Origin of the sequence: Dethiothermospora halolimnae, assembly GCF_037577855.1 — a bacterium.
Classification (GTDB): domain Bacteria; phylum Bacillota; class Clostridia; order Tissierellales; family VENL01; genus Dethiothermospora; species Dethiothermospora halolimnae.
In genome coordinates this window covers 25,491-41,799 of the sequence record NZ_JBAKFX010000024.1, presented here as the reverse complement: position 1 = coordinate 41,799, position 16,309 = coordinate 25,491, and the positions used below count along the sequence as shown (strand labels likewise).

Annotated in this window: 16 protein-coding genes; 4 read left to right on the top strand and 12 right to left on the bottom strand. The window is 29.1% G+C overall.

Annotated features, from left to right (window positions below; all coding sequences use genetic code 11):
- Nucleotides 1–97: 97 nt before the first annotated feature.
- The 5 genes from V6137_RS11000 to V6137_RS10980 all read right to left on the bottom strand — a co-directional run bounded on the left by V6137_RS11000 (nt 98) and on the right by V6137_RS10980 (nt 5,751).
- On the bottom strand, nt 98–739 hold the full coding sequence (locus V6137_RS11000; RefSeq protein ID WP_425447983.1) for a deoxynucleoside kinase: 642 nt from the start codon (nt 737–739) through the stop codon (nt 98–100).
- Nucleotides 740–1,016: 277 nt separating this feature from the next.
- Nucleotides 1,017–1,547 carry a signal peptidase I gene (gene lepB / locus V6137_RS10995; protein ID WP_425447982.1) on the bottom strand — a complete coding sequence of 177 codons (531 nt, stop codon included), beginning with the start codon at nt 1,545–1,547 and terminating at the stop codon, nt 1,017–1,019.
- Nucleotides 1,548–1,549: 2 nt separating this feature from the next.
- On the bottom strand, nt 1,550–2,419 hold the full coding sequence (locus V6137_RS10990) for a patatin-like phospholipase family protein (RefSeq protein WP_425447981.1): 870 nt from the start codon (nt 2,417–2,419) through the stop codon (nt 1,550–1,552).
- 4 nt (nt 2,420–2,423) lie between these two features.
- Complete coding sequence (locus V6137_RS10985; protein WP_425447980.1) at nt 2,424–4,778, bottom strand: ATP-dependent DNA helicase; 2,355 nt, start codon at nt 4,776–4,778, stop codon at nt 2,424–2,426.
- Nucleotides 4,779–5,043: 265 nt separating this feature from the next.
- A complete protein-coding gene (locus V6137_RS10980) occupies nt 5,044–5,751 on the bottom strand; it encodes a hypothetical protein (protein WP_425447979.1) in 708 nt (235 codons plus the stop codon).
- A gap of 200 nt (nt 5,752–5,951) precedes the next feature.
- On the opposite strand from V6137_RS10980, the gene V6137_RS10975 reads away from it, so the two are divergent.
- A complete protein-coding gene (locus V6137_RS10975) occupies nt 5,952–6,776 on the top strand; it encodes a tetratricopeptide repeat protein (RefSeq protein ID WP_425447978.1) in 825 nt (274 codons plus the stop codon).
- Between the two features lie 211 nt (nt 6,777–6,987).
- Here V6137_RS10975 and V6137_RS10970 read toward each other — a convergent pair whose 3' ends face one another.
- Nucleotides 6,988–7,743, bottom strand: a complete 756-nt coding sequence (locus V6137_RS10970) for a (S)-benzoin forming benzil reductase (protein ID WP_425447977.1) — start codon at nt 7,741–7,743, stop codon at nt 6,988–6,990.
- 629 nt (nt 7,744–8,372) lie between these two features.
- Here V6137_RS10970 and V6137_RS10965 point away from each other — a divergent pair.
- Both V6137_RS10965 and V6137_RS10960 read left to right on the top strand, forming a co-directional pair.
- Nucleotides 8,373–8,963, top strand: a complete 591-nt coding sequence (locus tag V6137_RS10965; RefSeq protein ID WP_425447976.1) for a hypothetical protein — start codon at nt 8,373–8,375, stop codon at nt 8,961–8,963.
- Nucleotides 8,964–9,081: 118 nt separating this feature from the next.
- Complete coding sequence (locus tag V6137_RS10960) at nt 9,082–9,273, top strand: H-type small acid-soluble spore protein (RefSeq protein ID WP_425447975.1); 192 nt, start codon at nt 9,082–9,084, stop codon at nt 9,271–9,273.
- A gap of 19 nt (nt 9,274–9,292) precedes the next feature.
- Here V6137_RS10960 and V6137_RS10955 read toward each other — a convergent pair whose 3' ends face one another.
- The 5 genes from V6137_RS10955 to V6137_RS10935 form a co-directional block, all read right to left on the bottom strand.
- Nucleotides 9,293–10,381 carry a GerAB/ArcD/ProY family transporter gene (locus V6137_RS10955; RefSeq protein WP_425447974.1) on the bottom strand — a complete coding sequence of 363 codons (1,089 nt, stop codon included), beginning with the start codon at nt 10,379–10,381 and terminating at the stop codon, nt 9,293–9,295.
- A 9-nt stretch (nt 10,382–10,390) separates the two neighbouring features.
- The gene (locus tag V6137_RS10950) at nt 10,391–10,600 is read right to left on the bottom strand and encodes a hypothetical protein (protein ID WP_425447973.1); all 210 of its coding nucleotides are present in this window, start codon (nt 10,598–10,600) and stop codon (nt 10,391–10,393) included.
- Nucleotides 10,601–10,612: 12 nt separating this feature from the next.
- Entirely contained in the window at nt 10,613–11,791 is a 1,179-nt protein-coding gene (locus V6137_RS10945; RefSeq protein ID WP_425447972.1) for a Ger(x)C family spore germination protein, read from the bottom strand.
- A 2-nt stretch (nt 11,792–11,793) separates the two neighbouring features.
- Complete coding sequence (locus V6137_RS10940; protein ID WP_425447971.1) at nt 11,794–13,389, bottom strand: spore germination protein; 1,596 nt, start codon at nt 13,387–13,389, stop codon at nt 11,794–11,796.
- A 245-nt stretch (nt 13,390–13,634) separates the two neighbouring features.
- Complete coding sequence (locus V6137_RS10935; RefSeq protein ID WP_425447970.1) at nt 13,635–14,492, bottom strand: DegV family protein; 858 nt, start codon at nt 14,490–14,492, stop codon at nt 13,635–13,637.
- Between the two features lie 187 nt (nt 14,493–14,679).
- Here V6137_RS10935 and V6137_RS10930 point away from each other — a divergent pair, with 187 nt between their 5' ends.
- Nucleotides 14,680–14,934, top strand: a complete 255-nt coding sequence (locus V6137_RS10930; RefSeq protein WP_425447969.1) for a cysteine-rich small domain-containing protein — start codon at nt 14,680–14,682, stop codon at nt 14,932–14,934.
- Between the two features lie 143 nt (nt 14,935–15,077).
- On the opposite strand, the gene V6137_RS10925 is transcribed toward V6137_RS10930, so the two are convergent.
- Nucleotides 15,078–16,307, bottom strand: coding sequence for an FprA family A-type flavoprotein (locus V6137_RS10925; protein WP_425447968.1), 1,230 nt, complete (start codon nt 16,305–16,307; stop codon nt 15,078–15,080).
- Between the last annotated feature and the right edge of the window lie 2 nt (nt 16,308–16,309).

The window sequence follows — 16,309 nt, the reverse complement described above, 5'->3', positions numbered from 1 at the left end:
TATAATTTTATCTTTTAACCAATATTAACCTCTTATAATAAAATTATATTACTATACTTTCATTTAGTAAAGTAATTTTAATCTCATATCTCTATTTTTATAGCTTTGCTACTACTTTATGATCTTCTATCAATAATATTTCTTTTTTTATTTTGTCTATTACTTCTCTTCTATCATTTTTATTTTTTAAATCAATTCTATCCATATCTATAGTGACCTTTGGAGAATAGTCATATTCCTGATACCAATTTTCATATTTTTCATTAAGTCTTTCCCAATACCTTATAGGGACTGTTGCCTCTAGCCCTCTATTCCTAAGTTTTATTCTTTCAACCGCTTTGTCAACACTACACTTTAGATATATAAGAATAGTTGGATTTTTAGAGTGTTCTAACATATTATCAAGTAATGTTGAATATGTTCTGTACTCTTCATCAGACATTTCCCCATCCTCATTAAGCATAGAAGCAAATATCCTGTCTCCAAATATACTTCTATCTAATATACCTCCATTATTTCTATGTATTTCCTTTATCATATGAAACCTTTTATTTAAAAAATGCACCTGAAGTGTAAATGCCCATCTTTTTTTATTTGCATAAAACTTATCTAATAGTCTATGGGTATCTTGATCTGTTAATTCTTCATATAATTCCGTATTAAGTTCTTTTTCTAATATTCTTCCCAGGGTTGTTTTTCCTGCTCCTACTACTCCATCTATTAATATCACTTGTTTCATAGCCTCCTCCTAGATTCAATATTTTGTAATACTATATATAGTTGTCAAGACTCATTTCAGAACTTTTAACCACCATATGTTGTATGTCCATTGTATCATATTTTGTCAATTTTGTCTTAGGAATAAAGAAATAAGTTGGAGGATTAGGAATCCCCCAACAACCGTTGCAATCATAATTCAAATAACAAGTTCAATCATAAACTAAAGTAATAAGTTTAATCATAAACTAAAGTAATAAGTTTAATCATAAAATTTTTAATAGCTATCATAAAAATTTTTATTTTACTGTACCAAATCTATTAAGTGGCCATATTCTAAATATAACTTTTCCTTCTATATTATCTTCATCAATAAGTCCAACTGATTTATCTCGACTATCTCTGCTATTGGGTCTATTATCCCCCATTGCAAAATATTTTTCCTTTGGTATAACAATATCTATTTTCTTTGAACTATCTGTAGTTTTATCAGTATAATCTGGTTTTAATTCTTTACTATCTATGTAAACCTTCTGATCTTTTATCTTTATATTCTCCTTTGGTAATCCAATAATTCGCTTTACCAAACTTTTATCTTGTATTTTATCTTCATTATTAATAACTATTATATCTCCCCTCTTAGGTTCTTTGAAATTATAACCAAACTTCCATAGGATAACCACATCCCCTTCTTTAAGGGTTGGTTCCATAGAATAACTTAACACCCCTACAGGTCTAAATACAAAATACTTTAGAATAAAACCTATTACTAGAGCTATTCCTATAGCTTTAACCCAAGAAAAAACCTCTCTTTTAGTCTCTATATTCATGATTATTCCCCTTTACAAACCCCTTTTTCTTTTATAAATAACTTAATTTTATCATATAATTCCTTAGCATCATTATAACCTTGAGTATATAAATCAGTTAGCCTCCCTTTATCTTTTTCAAGTCTTGAAACATTTGGAGGTTCTGAAGGTCTTATTACTATAACCTTACCTTCTTTTTCTAATGTTTCTATATAATCTAATGTTTCATTATACCTCTCATATCTGCTGGTCATGGCCTCAATTAATCCTGGATAATCAGAATATTTAAACTCAATTAGTTTCTTTAATTTAACAGGGGATTTCCTATATGTTTTATCTCTGGTTAAAACTAATATATTTTTATCATTCCCATCAGAAATGGATTTTTTTATAGGTATCGGATCAGCTATGCCACCATCTAAATATTCTTTTCCATCTATGTTTATCATGGGAGCAGCTAACGGTAAACTACTTGATGCCCTTACTACTTTTAAAATATCTTTACATTTACTTTTATAAAAATAATCCGGTTCCCCTGTTATACAATTTGTAACTCCTATGGCTACTTCTTCACTGGAAGAATGAAACCTATCAAAATCAAAGGGTTCTAACTTATTTGGTATTTCATCAAAAACCAAATCCATATCAAAAATAGACTTTTTCTTTATTAAATTTTTATAACTTATATATCTAGGATGATCGATATAATCAATGGTAACAATCTTATTTCTTCCTCTTTGTCTAGATATATATGATAATGAGTTACATGCTCCTGCTGAAACTCCTATGGTATATGGAAAGTATAATCCTTTATCCATAAAGAAATCTAAAGCACCACTTGTATATACTCCCCTCATACCCCCGCCTTCTAGTACTAGTCCAATATTTTTCATATTCTCACTTCCTTTTCTTATCCCAAAAATTATTTAAATAATTTGAAAGCTGTTTAATGTTTCTAGCCCTTTTATAATAATTCCAATGTTTTGGAAATAACCTTTTATAGCTTGTATATGAAAATCTATCATCTATTAAAAGAACTGTACCTATATCATCATCAGACCTTATTACCCGTCCTGCTGCCTGTAAAACCTTATTCATTCCAGGATACATATAACTATACTCATATCCCATATTATTTTTTTCATTAAAATAGTCCCTAATTATATTCCTCTCTAAACACAAACCTGGAAGACCTACCCCCACTATAACTGTACCTATTAATCTCTTCCCTTTAAGGTCTATTCCTTCTGAGAATATGCCACCTAATACTGCAAATCCTAATAATGTAGTATCACTATTTGCCTTAAAATTTATTAAAAACTCTTCTCTTTCAATCTCTGTCATGTCCTTATTTTGTATTATTGTATCTATCTGATTATACTTATCTGTAAAAATTTCATACACTGTATTCATATATTTATAGGATGAAAAGAAAACTATATAATTTCCTTTCTTGCTAGAAACCATATTGTATAAATAATCAGCTATAATATCATATGTTTTTTCTCTATCTTTGTATCTTGTTGATACATTATCAGCAATTATCAAACCTAAGTTATTTCTATCAAAGGGAGAAGCCAATGCCATTTTATAATCCTTTTTATCTCCCCCTAGTATATTGCTAAAATATTCTAAGGGAGTTAATGTAGCCGAAAAAAATATAGCTGATTTTCCTCGCTTTATTGCTTCCCTAAGAAGATAAGATGGATCTAAACAAAATAGTTTTAATAATACATTTTTTCTATCCCTTTCAACGTAAGTTACATATCTTTCATCATAAAATTCAGATATCTTTAAAAATGCCATAGCATCAAAATATAAGTCTAATAATTCTTGATACCCTTCAGTCTTCTCGTTATCTATTAACCAGTCCTCAGCTTCTGAGGTTAATCTTCGTAGTAGACCACAGATCTTTTCTGGATGTTCCTTTTGTATATAACTATACTCATCGCCACATTTCTTTTTCATATCTAACATAAATTTATTTAATCTTTTAAGTACTTTTGTTATTTCTTTATCTTTATCCTTCATTATTCTTTTTAAATTTAAAAAGTCTTCTTTATTTAGTTCAGTAGAAAACATTTCCCTTGATCTGTCAACTAAATTATGACTTTCATCTATTAAAAATACATAATCCCCTTCATTATCATCAAAAAATCGTCTTAAATACACTGTGGGATTAAAGGCATAATTATAATCACATATTACAAAATCTGCCCATATAGCCAAATCTAGAGAATACTCAAATGGACATACCCTATGTTTTAAAGCATATTCTTCTACTTTATCTCTAGTAATAATATGTTCATTTGTTAAGATATCTAATATTGCATCATTTATCCTATCAAAATGTCCCTTTGCATATTCACAGTATTCTGGATTACAATTACTTTCCTCTTTAAAACATATCTTATCCTTAGCTGTGATGGTTATGGTTTTGACCTTTAAGCCTTTATCCACCATAATCTCCACCGTATCTTCAGCAACTTGTCTAGTTATTGTCTTAGCTGTTAAATAAAATATTTTAGAAGTTTCATTTTCTGCGATTGCCTTTATAGATGGAAATGCTGTAGATATTGTTTTCCCTATTCCTGTTGGGGCTTGTGCAAATAGGTTTTTGCTTTCAATTATGGTTCTATAGGATGCCACTGCCAATTCTCTTTGTCCTTGTCTATATTTATCAAAGGGAAATTTTAAATTTTTTATTGAATTATTTCTATCCAGTTGTCTATCCCTTGTAAACTCTGCCCAAGTAAGATATTTATCTAATAATCCATAAAAAAAGTTCTCTAGCTCTTCTATTGTGAAGGTCTTAGTTATATATTTTATATTTTCTGTATCAAGATGGAAGTATGTTAACTGTATATCAATATTATCTAAGTTATTATCTTTGCAATATATATATCCATAGGATTTCGCCTGGGCCCAGTGAAGCATATTATAATCCTCATCTATAATTTCTAACGGTCTAGTAGTACTTTTAATTTCGTCTATTGTTATATTATCATCACTCTCTATTATACCATCTGCTCTTCCGTCAATACTAAATAAAAAGCCTTTGTATTCTTCATTATATCTTAAAGTCACTTCTGGAGTATATCCCTCTATACCCGAGTTTTGAACCTTCTGATGGGCAAAGGTTCCTTCCACTGCTCTAGAAGCACTCATAAACCTACTATCTAGATCACCGGAACGCATTATAAACTCTACTAAGTTTCTTACTGACATCTTTATCCTTATATTTTGTTCCATTTTAATCAGCCTCTACTTTTTTTATCTAACTACTATGATACCATATTTTGTATTTCTAAGTAAAATAATATGTGTCTAATTAAAATTCCCCTAAAGCTTAAATTATATTATTATATTTTTTTGATTTTGATCCTTTATTTTTCAATAATATACATTCATCATCTCCAAGGTTTCTTTCTTATAAAAAAGCTGTCTTTGAGTATAAAGTACTTTATACTCAAAGACAGCTTGATTCCTTTCATTTTGTAGTCACTAAAAAAATATATTATTTAACAGATATTTTTATCTTACCTAATCCCCTTACCTCCATATCTACGTCAAAGTAAGCTTTAAAGTTATGAGTCATTTTGGCACTGACTCTTTTTGTTTCAGAAGATTTATAAGCATCTTTTAACTCAGCAGTACTGCTAATAGAACCAAATCCTGGTATAGACATATCTATACCTCCTGTTAGCAGAAAGTCGTGAGCTTCTTCATAAGTTAAAGTTCTTGAAAATTCACTAGAATATTCTTCACCCTGTATCTTTGCAACTGTACTGAATTCTGTATTATTACGATATTCCTCCCATTTAGGAGTGTTTATTATTTCAGAATTAAGAGTGTTTATATATATGTCTCCTCTATCATCCAAAAACAACTGAGTATCATAAACTTCACCAGTATTAGGATTATAGTTTTCTCTAAATAATCCATCTATAACTTTTACCTCTAATGAAGCATTAGTTCTTATACCACATACATACAAAGGATCCGAATCAGAATCTGTCTTTCTTACCTCTGTACCAAATCCATCTATCATAGGCATAATAGTATTTCTATTTGAGTTTGATTTTCTAGGAAAAATTGTTTTAATAGAATGTGTTCCTTTCGGATCATCTAATACTGAGATAGAAGTTGCATTTACTATGAATGGAACTATTGTGATACAAAAAATCATGCTCAAAATAAATAATTTTTTAAATGCTTTTTTCAATTTTAAACTCCTCCCTTATTTTACTTCCATAAGTTAACTTAGGTACTGATATTATATAAATATTATATAGTGATTACAATAAATGAAAGGAAAAAATAATATGTTAAACCATTTGTTGACAACAAAGAGTATAATATAATATAATATAATATAATATATTTGTCAACAATAAAAAACAAAAAGATGAAAGGTGGTAAACAATGCGTAAAATATACAAGAATTATATATATTTAATATCAATATTCGTATTAATAAGTTGTGCTTTTATATACTTTAACCCTTTTTATAAAGAAGTTGCTATGAAGGATGATAAAGATATTACAATAAAAGATAATAAAAGGTTTACGTTAGAAGATGCTAATATATACTACGAAAATGGAAAACATAAAAAGGCTCTGAAAATTTATAATAAAATACAAACTAAAAGACAATTAGATGTACCTACATTGCTTAGAAAAGGGATTTGTGAACGAAAACTTCTTAGCTACAATAAGGCAATAAATACTTTTACTTTAGCAAAAAAGTCTGCAGAAAGTAATAAAAAGAATGAATATAGTAAAGAAATAAAGTGGATATATATGAATTTGGGTATTTCATATTTTGAAACAGGAGATTATGATAAGGCCATTAAGCATTTGGAAAAATATAAGAAAAAAGAAAACAACTCAGCATTTATTCAATTATCAAGTTCTTATTTACTGAATTCTTATTTTGAGGCTATGGAATATGATAAGTGTATTAAAGAAGTAGATTATTTATTAGAATTGAAAAAAGACCATGACAAAGACTACTTAGTATTTTTATATGAAACTAAACTTGATTGTTATCTTAAGAAAGAAAATTATGATAAAGCATTTACAATTAATGAAAAACTAAAAGAAATAGAACCAGATAAATTAAAGCACTATTTAGGTACTGCTCTTATATATAATTCAACAAAAGGATATGAGTATACGCAAAAGTATTTACAAGGTTTAAGAAAAAAATTTCCTAATAATAAGAAGTTAGAGAGTTTTATAGATTAAATGATTATGTATTCCTTAGCAACCAGCACTGCCCGCTAAAGGGATCCTTTAAGTCTGTTACACTTATTTTATCTTCTATATTTAGGCTTAAACAACTTATAATATGCTACATCGGTGTTACCCTTTAAAGTGTAGGCTTGGCCTTTTCTATTCTCATACCCATATCATGTTTTTTTGAGCAAAAAAAATAATAGGGAGCTCCCTATTATTTTTATCTAAAATCACTCACATCAACAACTCCACCCTGTTGAAACTCATCTTTTTCAAGTAAATCAATAATTATATTTGCTACTGATTCCGGTGTAGCTAATTTCCCGTTTTCTTTAAATCCTATAAAATCATCTAACTGTACAAAATCTTCCTTTTTAGATGACCTTACCTCTCTTTGTAAATCAGTATCCATTATACCAGGTCCAAAGGATAGTATTTCAATAGGATAATTATTTTCTTCCTGTTCTAACCCTACACATCTAGTGAATAAATCTAAACCTGCTTTAGATGTACAATACGGTCCCCAGCCAAATATAGGTCTCTTTCCTGCCCCAGAAGATATGTTTATAATTCTTTTCTTGGCCTCTAAATCTTTAGTTTTTCTGATAAAAGCTGAGGTCATTATCATAGGTGCCATTAAATTAATATTAACATTACTAATAATCTCATCAGCACTACATTTCTCAACGGGTTTCACTGGAGTAACAATACCTACATTATTTATTAAGTATATAGATTCAACGTTTTTTCCATCTATTTTTGAAAAAATATCATCAATTAATCCTTCTATTCCTGTAACATTATTTAAATCATACTTAATATAATCTAGATTTGTACAGTTTTCTCTAGCTTTTTCCACTAATTCTTCATTTACAGTTCTAGAAATACAAAATAAATGATTATTTTCATCCATCATATTCTCAGCTAGAGCCTTTCCCAGTCCTTTAGATGCTCCCGTTATAATAATATAATTCAAAGTACCATCTCCCTTTCTAGTTATAGTGATATTATACCCATATTAAAATATTTATCAATATAAATAAGTGACAATATAGTTAACATGTTATTTTCACATCCTTAACACAACCATTATATTTATCAAATATCATTAAAGTATAATAAATATTGAAAGGAGATGAAGTCATGAGTTCATTTAACTCCTATAAAAAGAATATTGTCATTTACAGTTCCGTCATTGGTGGATTAAGCTTAATAATTAGCTTTTTTCTACTATCTTTCTGATATATTATAAAACCTATAAACACTCCATAAATGAACAAAGGCGTCTTAGGCGCTCCTTTGTTCTGTTCAAAGTGTAAGGTACAGAGAGCAAGGAATTGGTGAGACCATAAGTCATGATCTCCTAATTTTTTTATAAAAAACTAACTTTTCTTAGTTTAAATTTCTTTTACCTTTCATATTTTATATCCCTTTAACTAATATTAATAAAAAGAATGGGTATTATTTAAATATAATTGAAATCCTAATATAATAATGTTGGATATTTTCTTGCAATTATATTAGAATAATCTTATAGATAGTTTTATTTCTTTAATCTAATTAATAAAGTCTTATACAAAACTAATATAAAGAAGGGATGATTGTATGAAAAGATTTTTAGTCTTAATGTTAATATTACTTATCACTTTCTCGTTAGTTGCCTGTGGTGATGATTCCGAAGATAATGACCAACCTTCCCAGGACAATATTGATAATCTAGATAAGGATGGAGATATTTCAAATGACACTGACAATGGTGAAAACAATGAAGATAATGTTAATACTAAAGTCAAATATCAATATGTAGGTTTAATCGATAATAATTCTGCAGAGATCTTAGTAAATGGAGAAGCTAAGTCCTTTAGACTTTCTGAACCATTAAAAAATTTATTACCCTATATAGAACCTGAATCTAATCAGCAGGTTTCTATTGATTATGAAGACACAGATAATAAACAATTACTGTTAAACACCTTAACTTGGGAAAGTAAAAATATTGTGGGAGAATATGTAGGCCAAATCGATTCCAACTTCATAGAAGTTAAAATTAATGATACCAGCCTTTCATTCAAATTAGGAGAAGAGCTTGATAAGAGCAAGTTAGATTCCCTAAAAAGAGGAATGAAGATTAAATTAGATTATTATGTTAATACTGACAGTCAAACGGTTATAACTAATATAAATAAAGCTGAATAGTTGCTACTATCCTCTTTATTCCTAAAAATGTAGGACTGAATATATTTAGTCCTACATTTTTTTCTTGTATTTTGAGCAAACTACTTTTATACTTTTTAAATCTTGAAAGGAAGATTCTATGAATAGTTTGAAAGCAAATGAAGTAATTGATATGTCAGAAAATGTGGAAGTATTATATAAAGGAACCTCGGTTTGGATTGAACATATAAAAGAAGATAGTAATACTGCAATAGTTAAAGTTCTAGAAACTTTAGAAAACATAGAAGTTCCTTTAGAAGATCTCTATGAAACCGGTAGAGAATTAAAATAAACCCATAACTTTTATGGGTTTATTCATTTAAAACTTTTTTATTTCCCTTTTTATTTCTAATTATAGATACAACTAATACTATCAATGGTATTATTATTTGAAATGGAATTGCATAATATGGATATATTTCTTTTGCAACTCTAAACATATCTGGTAGATTATCATAAATCCAATTTGATAGTGATAAACTTATTATAATGACAGGTAATATTAAAGGTTTATAATCATCCAGATTAGATACTTGGGCTATTCCTACTAAAGTAGCATATATAAGTATAAATAACTCAATCCCTCCAAGGATTATTAAACTAACTGATATAAAGGGGTCTATTATTGTACCTTCTATAATAGTTGAAATTACATGGGAAGAAAAGTAAGATCTCTCTAAAATATTTGGCCCCAAAACCACTATATTTCTTATTATTATAAGAATAAAAGCTATTCCTGCAATAGTAACAGCTTTAAAAGAGGTTTTAAATAACTTTTTTTCTGTTAAATTTGGGAAAACCATAAGAAAAACTATAGTTTCCCCAAAGGGAAATGTCATAACACCAAAGCCTGATTTGATTATAGGCTTAACCCCGTTTTTTAAAGATGGTAATAAATTACTAAAGTCTACATGTTTAATTGACATTACTGTCATTAGAGTTATTGTAAATGGAACTATTAAAGACATTATAGTAATGGTCCTAGCTATAACTTCAATCCCATATTTTAATCCAATAGCAATTACGACCGCAAAAGCTATACCAATAAAAATCCTAGGTGTATTAACATAATTCACAACCACCATATATTCTCCAAAACTTCTAAATGTCAAAGCTGATAAATGCAAAAAATACCATATATACATAATAGCTATTATCCTACCTATAATTTGGCCAAATATATCTATCGATATTTCAATTAACGTTTTAGATGGATTTAACTTTGCTATATATACATACATTCCTATTAAAATATATCCCCCTATCCATCCAAATAAAAAAGCCAACCAGGCATCTTGCCTTGCTCCCGAGCCAGGACTTATTATAATTGCATCTCCAAATAAATATCCTGTCACTAATATAAATAATTGGGTGCTAGATATTTTTTCCTTTTTTAACATATTATCACCTCAATAAAATACACCTTTTACTATTTTTTCAATAAGAATGACGGGACTAGGGGGCATTTTATCTATTATTTGTAGTAGACTCATTACAAACCCTATAACAATAAGACATGAATATACTATTGCTGTTCTTTTGGGTTTATTGGTTTTTAATATATAGGGTAAGCCTATAATTATAGCTATTATAAACAATACTATTAAGCCAATTATCATATGATTTCCCCTTTATTTAATATCTGTTGGGTGACTAATTAAACCGGTTCTAACAATATTAAACTTTACATCCACCTTTATATCTGCTTTACCAAATGCCTTGCTCCAATCTTTTTTTAACTCATCCCAATAATAAGGATATTTTTTACTAACCTTTAAACCAAGCCCTAAAATATCACTTTTGAAATTTTTCTGTGCTTCATTAACGACATGCTCTATTTGGCTTTTTATTTTATTTTGAACCTCTTCTTCTAAAGACTTTAATTGTTTTGATGATGTTAAATCTTCTGTTCCCTGTTGTCCCCCTATATTACCTTTACCTTCCACACCAATTGTAAACTTCAAACCTTCATTATCAATATTAACATCTATTTCAGTTTCTGAATCTAACTGTTCTATTGCAACTTTTAATTTATTATTAAGAGGATTTTCTACATTTATTATTCCATCTTTAGATTTGTTTTTTATATATTTCATTCCCTTAGTTCCTTCGGTATCCAGCCAACCAACCAGTTTATCCCTTTTAAAAACTCCGCACCCCTTAACTGCCGTATCTTTAATACTTAAAACTTTATTTCTTTTAACAATATCAATTGAAGCAATCACAGGATTTGCAGCAGGGTAGCTTAAATCTTCTAAAATATCAATTAGTTTTATATTTAATATATTTAAATTATTTTTTTCATTTTGTAATATCTCCTTAAAATGCATAGCTGGAATGTCTTCAAGACCACTTTTAGCTTTTAAAATTTCTTTAGCTGTAGTTCCCTTAGCCACTAGTACACTAGATGTTAACCTTGGCTCTACATCTCTTTCAAAAAAATCTATGGACTCTTGTATCCCATCCTTAGCTAAGGATTCTCCTATTACTATTATCTGAGCATGACTATAAAAGGGCTTTCTGTTAATTGTTTCTAATTGTTTTCTTACTGCTTCAAAAATAGTATGCCCCTCTGTAGAATATACCCACACAGGTTTATCCCCTGTACTCGGTCCTTCCTTTGATGCTACTGTACTTGGTTTAACTATTTGTAAAGTTAGTTCTAACTTCCCTTCTTTAGTTTTATCTAACCCTACCCCTACAACAAAAGCTTGTTTCGTTAAGTCCACATTGTCCCAACACCCTGCCAATATAAACATTGACATCAAGTTTATAATTATTAAAAATATTATTTTTCTAAACTTTATCATTGTTAATCCTCTTTCTTTACAGTTTTTTTCTCCATTCTATATTTATCTGAGTTTTTCCATGTTAATGCCCTTGGTCTTTTTAGCATTAACCATAGAGGTAAACGTATCAGTGTATCTTTTAAATCATTGCTGGTAAAAGGGGCAAACGGAGCCATATAAGGCACTCCAAAGGATCTTAATGAACACATATGAAGTAATAGAAATAATAAAACAAGAAGCATTCCTAAAAACCCTAAAATATTAGCACCTATTAGTATTAAGATTCTTATAGTGAATACTGAATTTGATATTGCAGGAACTATAAAGCTACAAATGCCCGTTAATGCTACTATAATTATCATTATATTACTTACTAATCCAGCCTTAACTGCTGCATCACCTAATACTAAAGCTCCGACTATACTTACAGCCTGGCCAATAGGTCTTGGCATCCTCAATCCAGCTTCCCTTAATAATTCAAAGACTATCAACATAAATAGGGCTTCTAATAATGGGGAAAATGGTATTCCTTCTCTAGATTCCGCCACAGATAATAAAAGTTTTACTGGTATCACATTGGTATGAAATGAGATTAAAGCAACATATATTGCTGGTAACAACGTGGTTATAAGGAGTGCTATAAATCTTAAAAATCTACTAACAGATCCAAATATAGTTCTATTATAATAATCTTCACTTGTTTGAATACTTTCTATAAATAAATATGGTACAGTTAATACGAATGGAGTACCATCACATAATATAGCTATCCTTCCCTCTAAAAGCTTACTTGCGACTTTATCGGGCTTTTCACTACTACCGATAGTAGGGAAAATCGATAATGGGGCATCTTCTATAAATTGCTCTATATATCCCGATTCTAATATTGCATCAGTATCAATATAACTTAATCTTCTTTTTACAGTTTTAATAACATCTTCGTCTGCAATTCCCTTAATATAACATATACATACTTCAGTGTTAGTTCTTACTCCTAACTCTACATTTTCAAACTTTAACTTTGGATTTCTAATTTTTCTCCTTAACATAGATGTATTTGTTCTTAATGTTTCAACGAAGCCTTCCCTTGGTCCCCTTATTACTGATTCTGTCTTTGGTTCAGTTATACTCCTAGCCTTCCACCCCTTTGTGGACACCATGAAGGCTTGACTTGACCCATCTATATATATAATAGTATCTCCTGATAAAGTAGCTTCTATAGTTTCTTTAAAGTTTGATGTTTTTTTTATTTCCGATGATGTTATGATATTGTATTCAAGTATTCCCATTAAAAAAGTTTTATCTATATTGTTCTTGGAACTTGTGTTCTTTGATTCAATCATTAAAGGTCTCAGAATATTATCATTTATTATTTGCTTATCAACTAACCCATCAATATAGGATATTGCTATTTTTATCCCATGGTCATTACCTAAAGTTATATTTCTTAATACAAAGTCATTACTATCTTCAAATAATACCTTTAGTTCTCCATTTAAAACCTCTAATTTTTTAGGTATTATTTCTTTATTATAGTTAGAATTATTTATTTTGTCTTTTCTTGATCTCGTCCTTTCAGTTTTTAGATATTTTATTAAATTATTTATCTTTTTAAACATTAGAACCGTCCACCTTTAAAACGCTATATGATACATCCTTCTAATGAGTATAACCAATACTTCATAATATAAACCTTTAAAACTTTATAATATTATTTTAAATATTATTTATTTGGAAATACTAATATTATCGTCCACATGCTATAAGAACAAAGGCGACTTTGTCGCTCTTTTGTTCTGTGCAGAGTGCAAGGTTCAAAGAGCAAGGTGCAGAGCATAAAAAAGGTAGTGTGTCTATAGACACACTACCTTTTTTCGTTTAAGAAATATATAGCTAGAGTTCCAGGACCTGAATGGGCTCCAACTGCACATCCTATTGTATTAATTAAAAATTTGTCACATCCAAACCTTTCCTCCATCATTTCCTTTAATTTAGTTGCTCCCTTTAAATCATCACCATGGCTTATTCCTATCAATTGATTTTTTAGATCAGTGCCCCTCTCTTCCATGATTTCGATCATTCTTTTTAGAACCTTTTTACGACCCCTTACTTTTTCTATCGGTATAAGTTTACCATCTTCTACATCTAATACCGGTTTAATATTTAATAATCCCCCCATAAATGCTGCAGCTCGGCTTACTCTGCCCCCTCTTCTTAGATACTCCAAATCATCCACTGTAAATATATGTTCCATATGTTCAGAGTAGAATTTAACTGTGTTAATAATATCTTTTTTTGATGCACCTTCTTTAGCCATTTTCCCAGCTTTATGTACAACTAACCCAAAACCTGTAGATGCACATTTAGTATCTATTATATCTAAATCCAGATTGGGATGTTCCTTTAATACTTCATTTTTCATTAATTCCCCAGTTTGGTATGTACCTGATAGTCCTGATGAAAAGGCAATATATATGCAACTTTGATTTTTCTTAGCAATATCTGTAAACTTCTCCTTAAAAACTGCAGGAGATATTTGGGCTGTTTTATATACATTTCCATCCCTCATACCATCAAACAATTCTTTTGACTTTAAAGTGTCTCCATCTAGATATTCTTCTTCATTTAAATAAACTAATAATGGCATTACATCTATATCATATTCCTTTATTATATCCTGTGGCAAGTCAGATGCACTATCGGTAATTATCTTTATAGTCATTAAATATCACTCCTATCCCATTTTATATAATTATATTATAATTATGTCTACCATGTAAATAACTAATATCTACATCTATTGTATCATATACAATTCCATTATATATATTGGATATTATTTCTATTTAATATATAATAAATAGAGAAGTATTTATCTAAATAGAAATAATCTTTAAGGAGATGAAAGTATGACTGAAAATTATAAATTTAACCAACATAAAAAGTGTGAATTTTTCCCATGTCATGATATTAAAACTCCCGATAATTTTAATTGCCTATTTTGTTATTGTCCTTTATATACATTAAAAGAAGATTGCGGTGGAAATTTTAAATATAAAAATGGAATTAAAGACTGTAGTGATTGTCTCATACCCCATAGTAAGGGGGGATATGATCATATTATGTCAAAAATGGAAAAGGTTATGGAGCTGGCGAAAAAATAATTAAAACAAGAGTGCCCTTAGCTCTTCTTTGTTCTGTACAAAGGGCAAAGTACAGAGAGCAGAGATTAATAAATTGGGGGATTACGAATCCCCCAATAACCTATTGGCATGGTTTTCTTTTTATCAGTATTTTTTTATAATATCTAGTTACTTAATAATACCTCTCCCACTGTTTTACCTACTTTTACACAAATAGCCTTACTATCTTCATTAGGTGTAAATTTAACCCTTAGTGGTAGGTCTACATCATCTACTCCAGTTGTTTTTATTAAATATGATTTATCTAAAAGGGTCATATTACTTTTTCTAATATAATCATTGATAATCTCAACACCTTCACCACTCCATCCATAGGAACCAAATGCCACACCAAATTTATCTGATAAGTCTAACTTTATTAATTCATTTAATATATATTCAATATTACCAATCATATCTGCATATCTTGTTGATGTTCCTATAAAAATGACATCTGCTTTTTCTGCCTTCTCTTTTATTACTTCCATATCTGTATTTTTAGCATTTATAATATCTGTATTTATGTTTAAGTTTTCAAGTCCCTTTGATATATTTTGTGCTATTTTAGCAGTATTTCCCGTCATGGATGTAAATAATATTAATCCATTCTTGTTTATATTTCCTACATCACTCATTTCATCATATAGTTTAATATATTTTTCGGGATTATTTCTTAATATATATCCATGGGATGGTGCTATCATATCTATATCTAGATTTTTAAGTTTCTTTAACATATCCCTTACATATGGTCTATGGGGATGCATTATAAGCTTATAGTATACCTTAAAATCCTCTGTGATATCATTGGTAGCTAGGTCGTTAAATAACTCTTCATTTGCTATATGGGTACTAAATATATCACATGGATAAAGTATCTTGTCTTCTTCACAATAGGTAATCATTGTTTCTTCTGTGTGTAAATATGGTGTTTCATAAAAATGTAATATTTTTCCTCCAATATCTAATTTATCTCCATCCCTAACCACCAAGTACTTTTTATCCTTTAACCTAAACATATCCTTTAATAACTCTTTTCCCTTTTCTGTAGTTACTATAGTGGCATTTTTTGTTTTATTTATTAAAGCTGGTAATGCCCCTGCGTGGTCTGGCTCAACATGATTTATTACAATATATTTTATACTGTTTAAATCGGTGTGTTCTTGTAAATTCTCCACATATTCTCTTCCGTATAATATATCCACTGTATCAATAATAGTAGGCTCTTCCGTATCTAGCAAATATGAATTGTAAGTTGTTCCCTTTTCTAATGTTAACCTATGAAATGGAACCTTTCTATCATCTACTTTTCCTATCCAATATGATTTTTCTGCTATTTCTTTTCTCTTTATCATTA

Excerpts from the sequence above, each read along its gene's own strand:
- V6137_RS10930 (WP_425447969.1), top strand. The coding sequence starts at position 14,680 with ATGACTGAAAATTATAAATTTAACCAACATAAAAAGTGTGAATTTTTC.
- V6137_RS10945 (WP_425447972.1), bottom strand. The coding sequence starts at position 11,791 with ATGATAAAGTTTAGAAAAATAATATTTTTAATAATTATAAACTTGATG.
- V6137_RS10925 (WP_425447968.1), bottom strand. The coding sequence starts at position 16,307 with ATGATAAAGAGAAAAGAAATAGCAGAAAAATCATATTGGATAGGAAAA.
- lepB (WP_425447982.1), bottom strand. The coding sequence starts at position 1,547 with ATGAATATAGAGACTAAAAGAGAGGTTTTTTCTTGGGTTAAAGCTATA.
- V6137_RS10975 (WP_425447978.1), top strand. The coding sequence starts at position 5,952 with ATGCGTAAAATATACAAGAATTATATATATTTAATATCAATATTCGTA.
- V6137_RS10990 (WP_425447981.1), bottom strand. The coding sequence starts at position 2,419 with ATGAAAAATATTGGACTAGTACTAGAAGGCGGGGGTATGAGGGGAGTA.
- V6137_RS11000 (WP_425447983.1), bottom strand. The coding sequence starts at position 739 with ATGAAACAAGTGATATTAATAGATGGAGTAGTAGGAGCAGGAAAAACA.
- V6137_RS10940 (WP_425447971.1), bottom strand. The coding sequence starts at position 13,389 with ATGTTTAAAAAGATAAATAATTTAATAAAATATCTAAAAACTGAAAGG.
- V6137_RS10985 (WP_425447980.1), bottom strand. The coding sequence starts at position 4,778 with ATGGAACAAAATATAAGGATAAAGATGTCAGTAAGAAACTTAGTAGAG.
- V6137_RS10955 (WP_425447974.1), bottom strand. The coding sequence starts at position 10,381 with ATGTTAAAAAAGGAAAAAATATCTAGCACCCAATTATTTATATTAGTG.
- V6137_RS10965 (WP_425447976.1), top strand. The coding sequence starts at position 8,373 with ATGAAAAGATTTTTAGTCTTAATGTTAATATTACTTATCACTTTCTCG.
- V6137_RS10960 (WP_425447975.1), top strand. The coding sequence starts at position 9,082 with ATGAATAGTTTGAAAGCAAATGAAGTAATTGATATGTCAGAAAATGTG.
- V6137_RS10950 (WP_425447973.1), bottom strand. The coding sequence starts at position 10,600 with ATGATAATTGGCTTAATAGTATTGTTTATAATAGCTATAATTATAGGC.
- V6137_RS10935 (WP_425447970.1), bottom strand. The coding sequence starts at position 14,492 with ATGACTATAAAGATAATTACCGATAGTGCATCTGACTTGCCACAGGAT.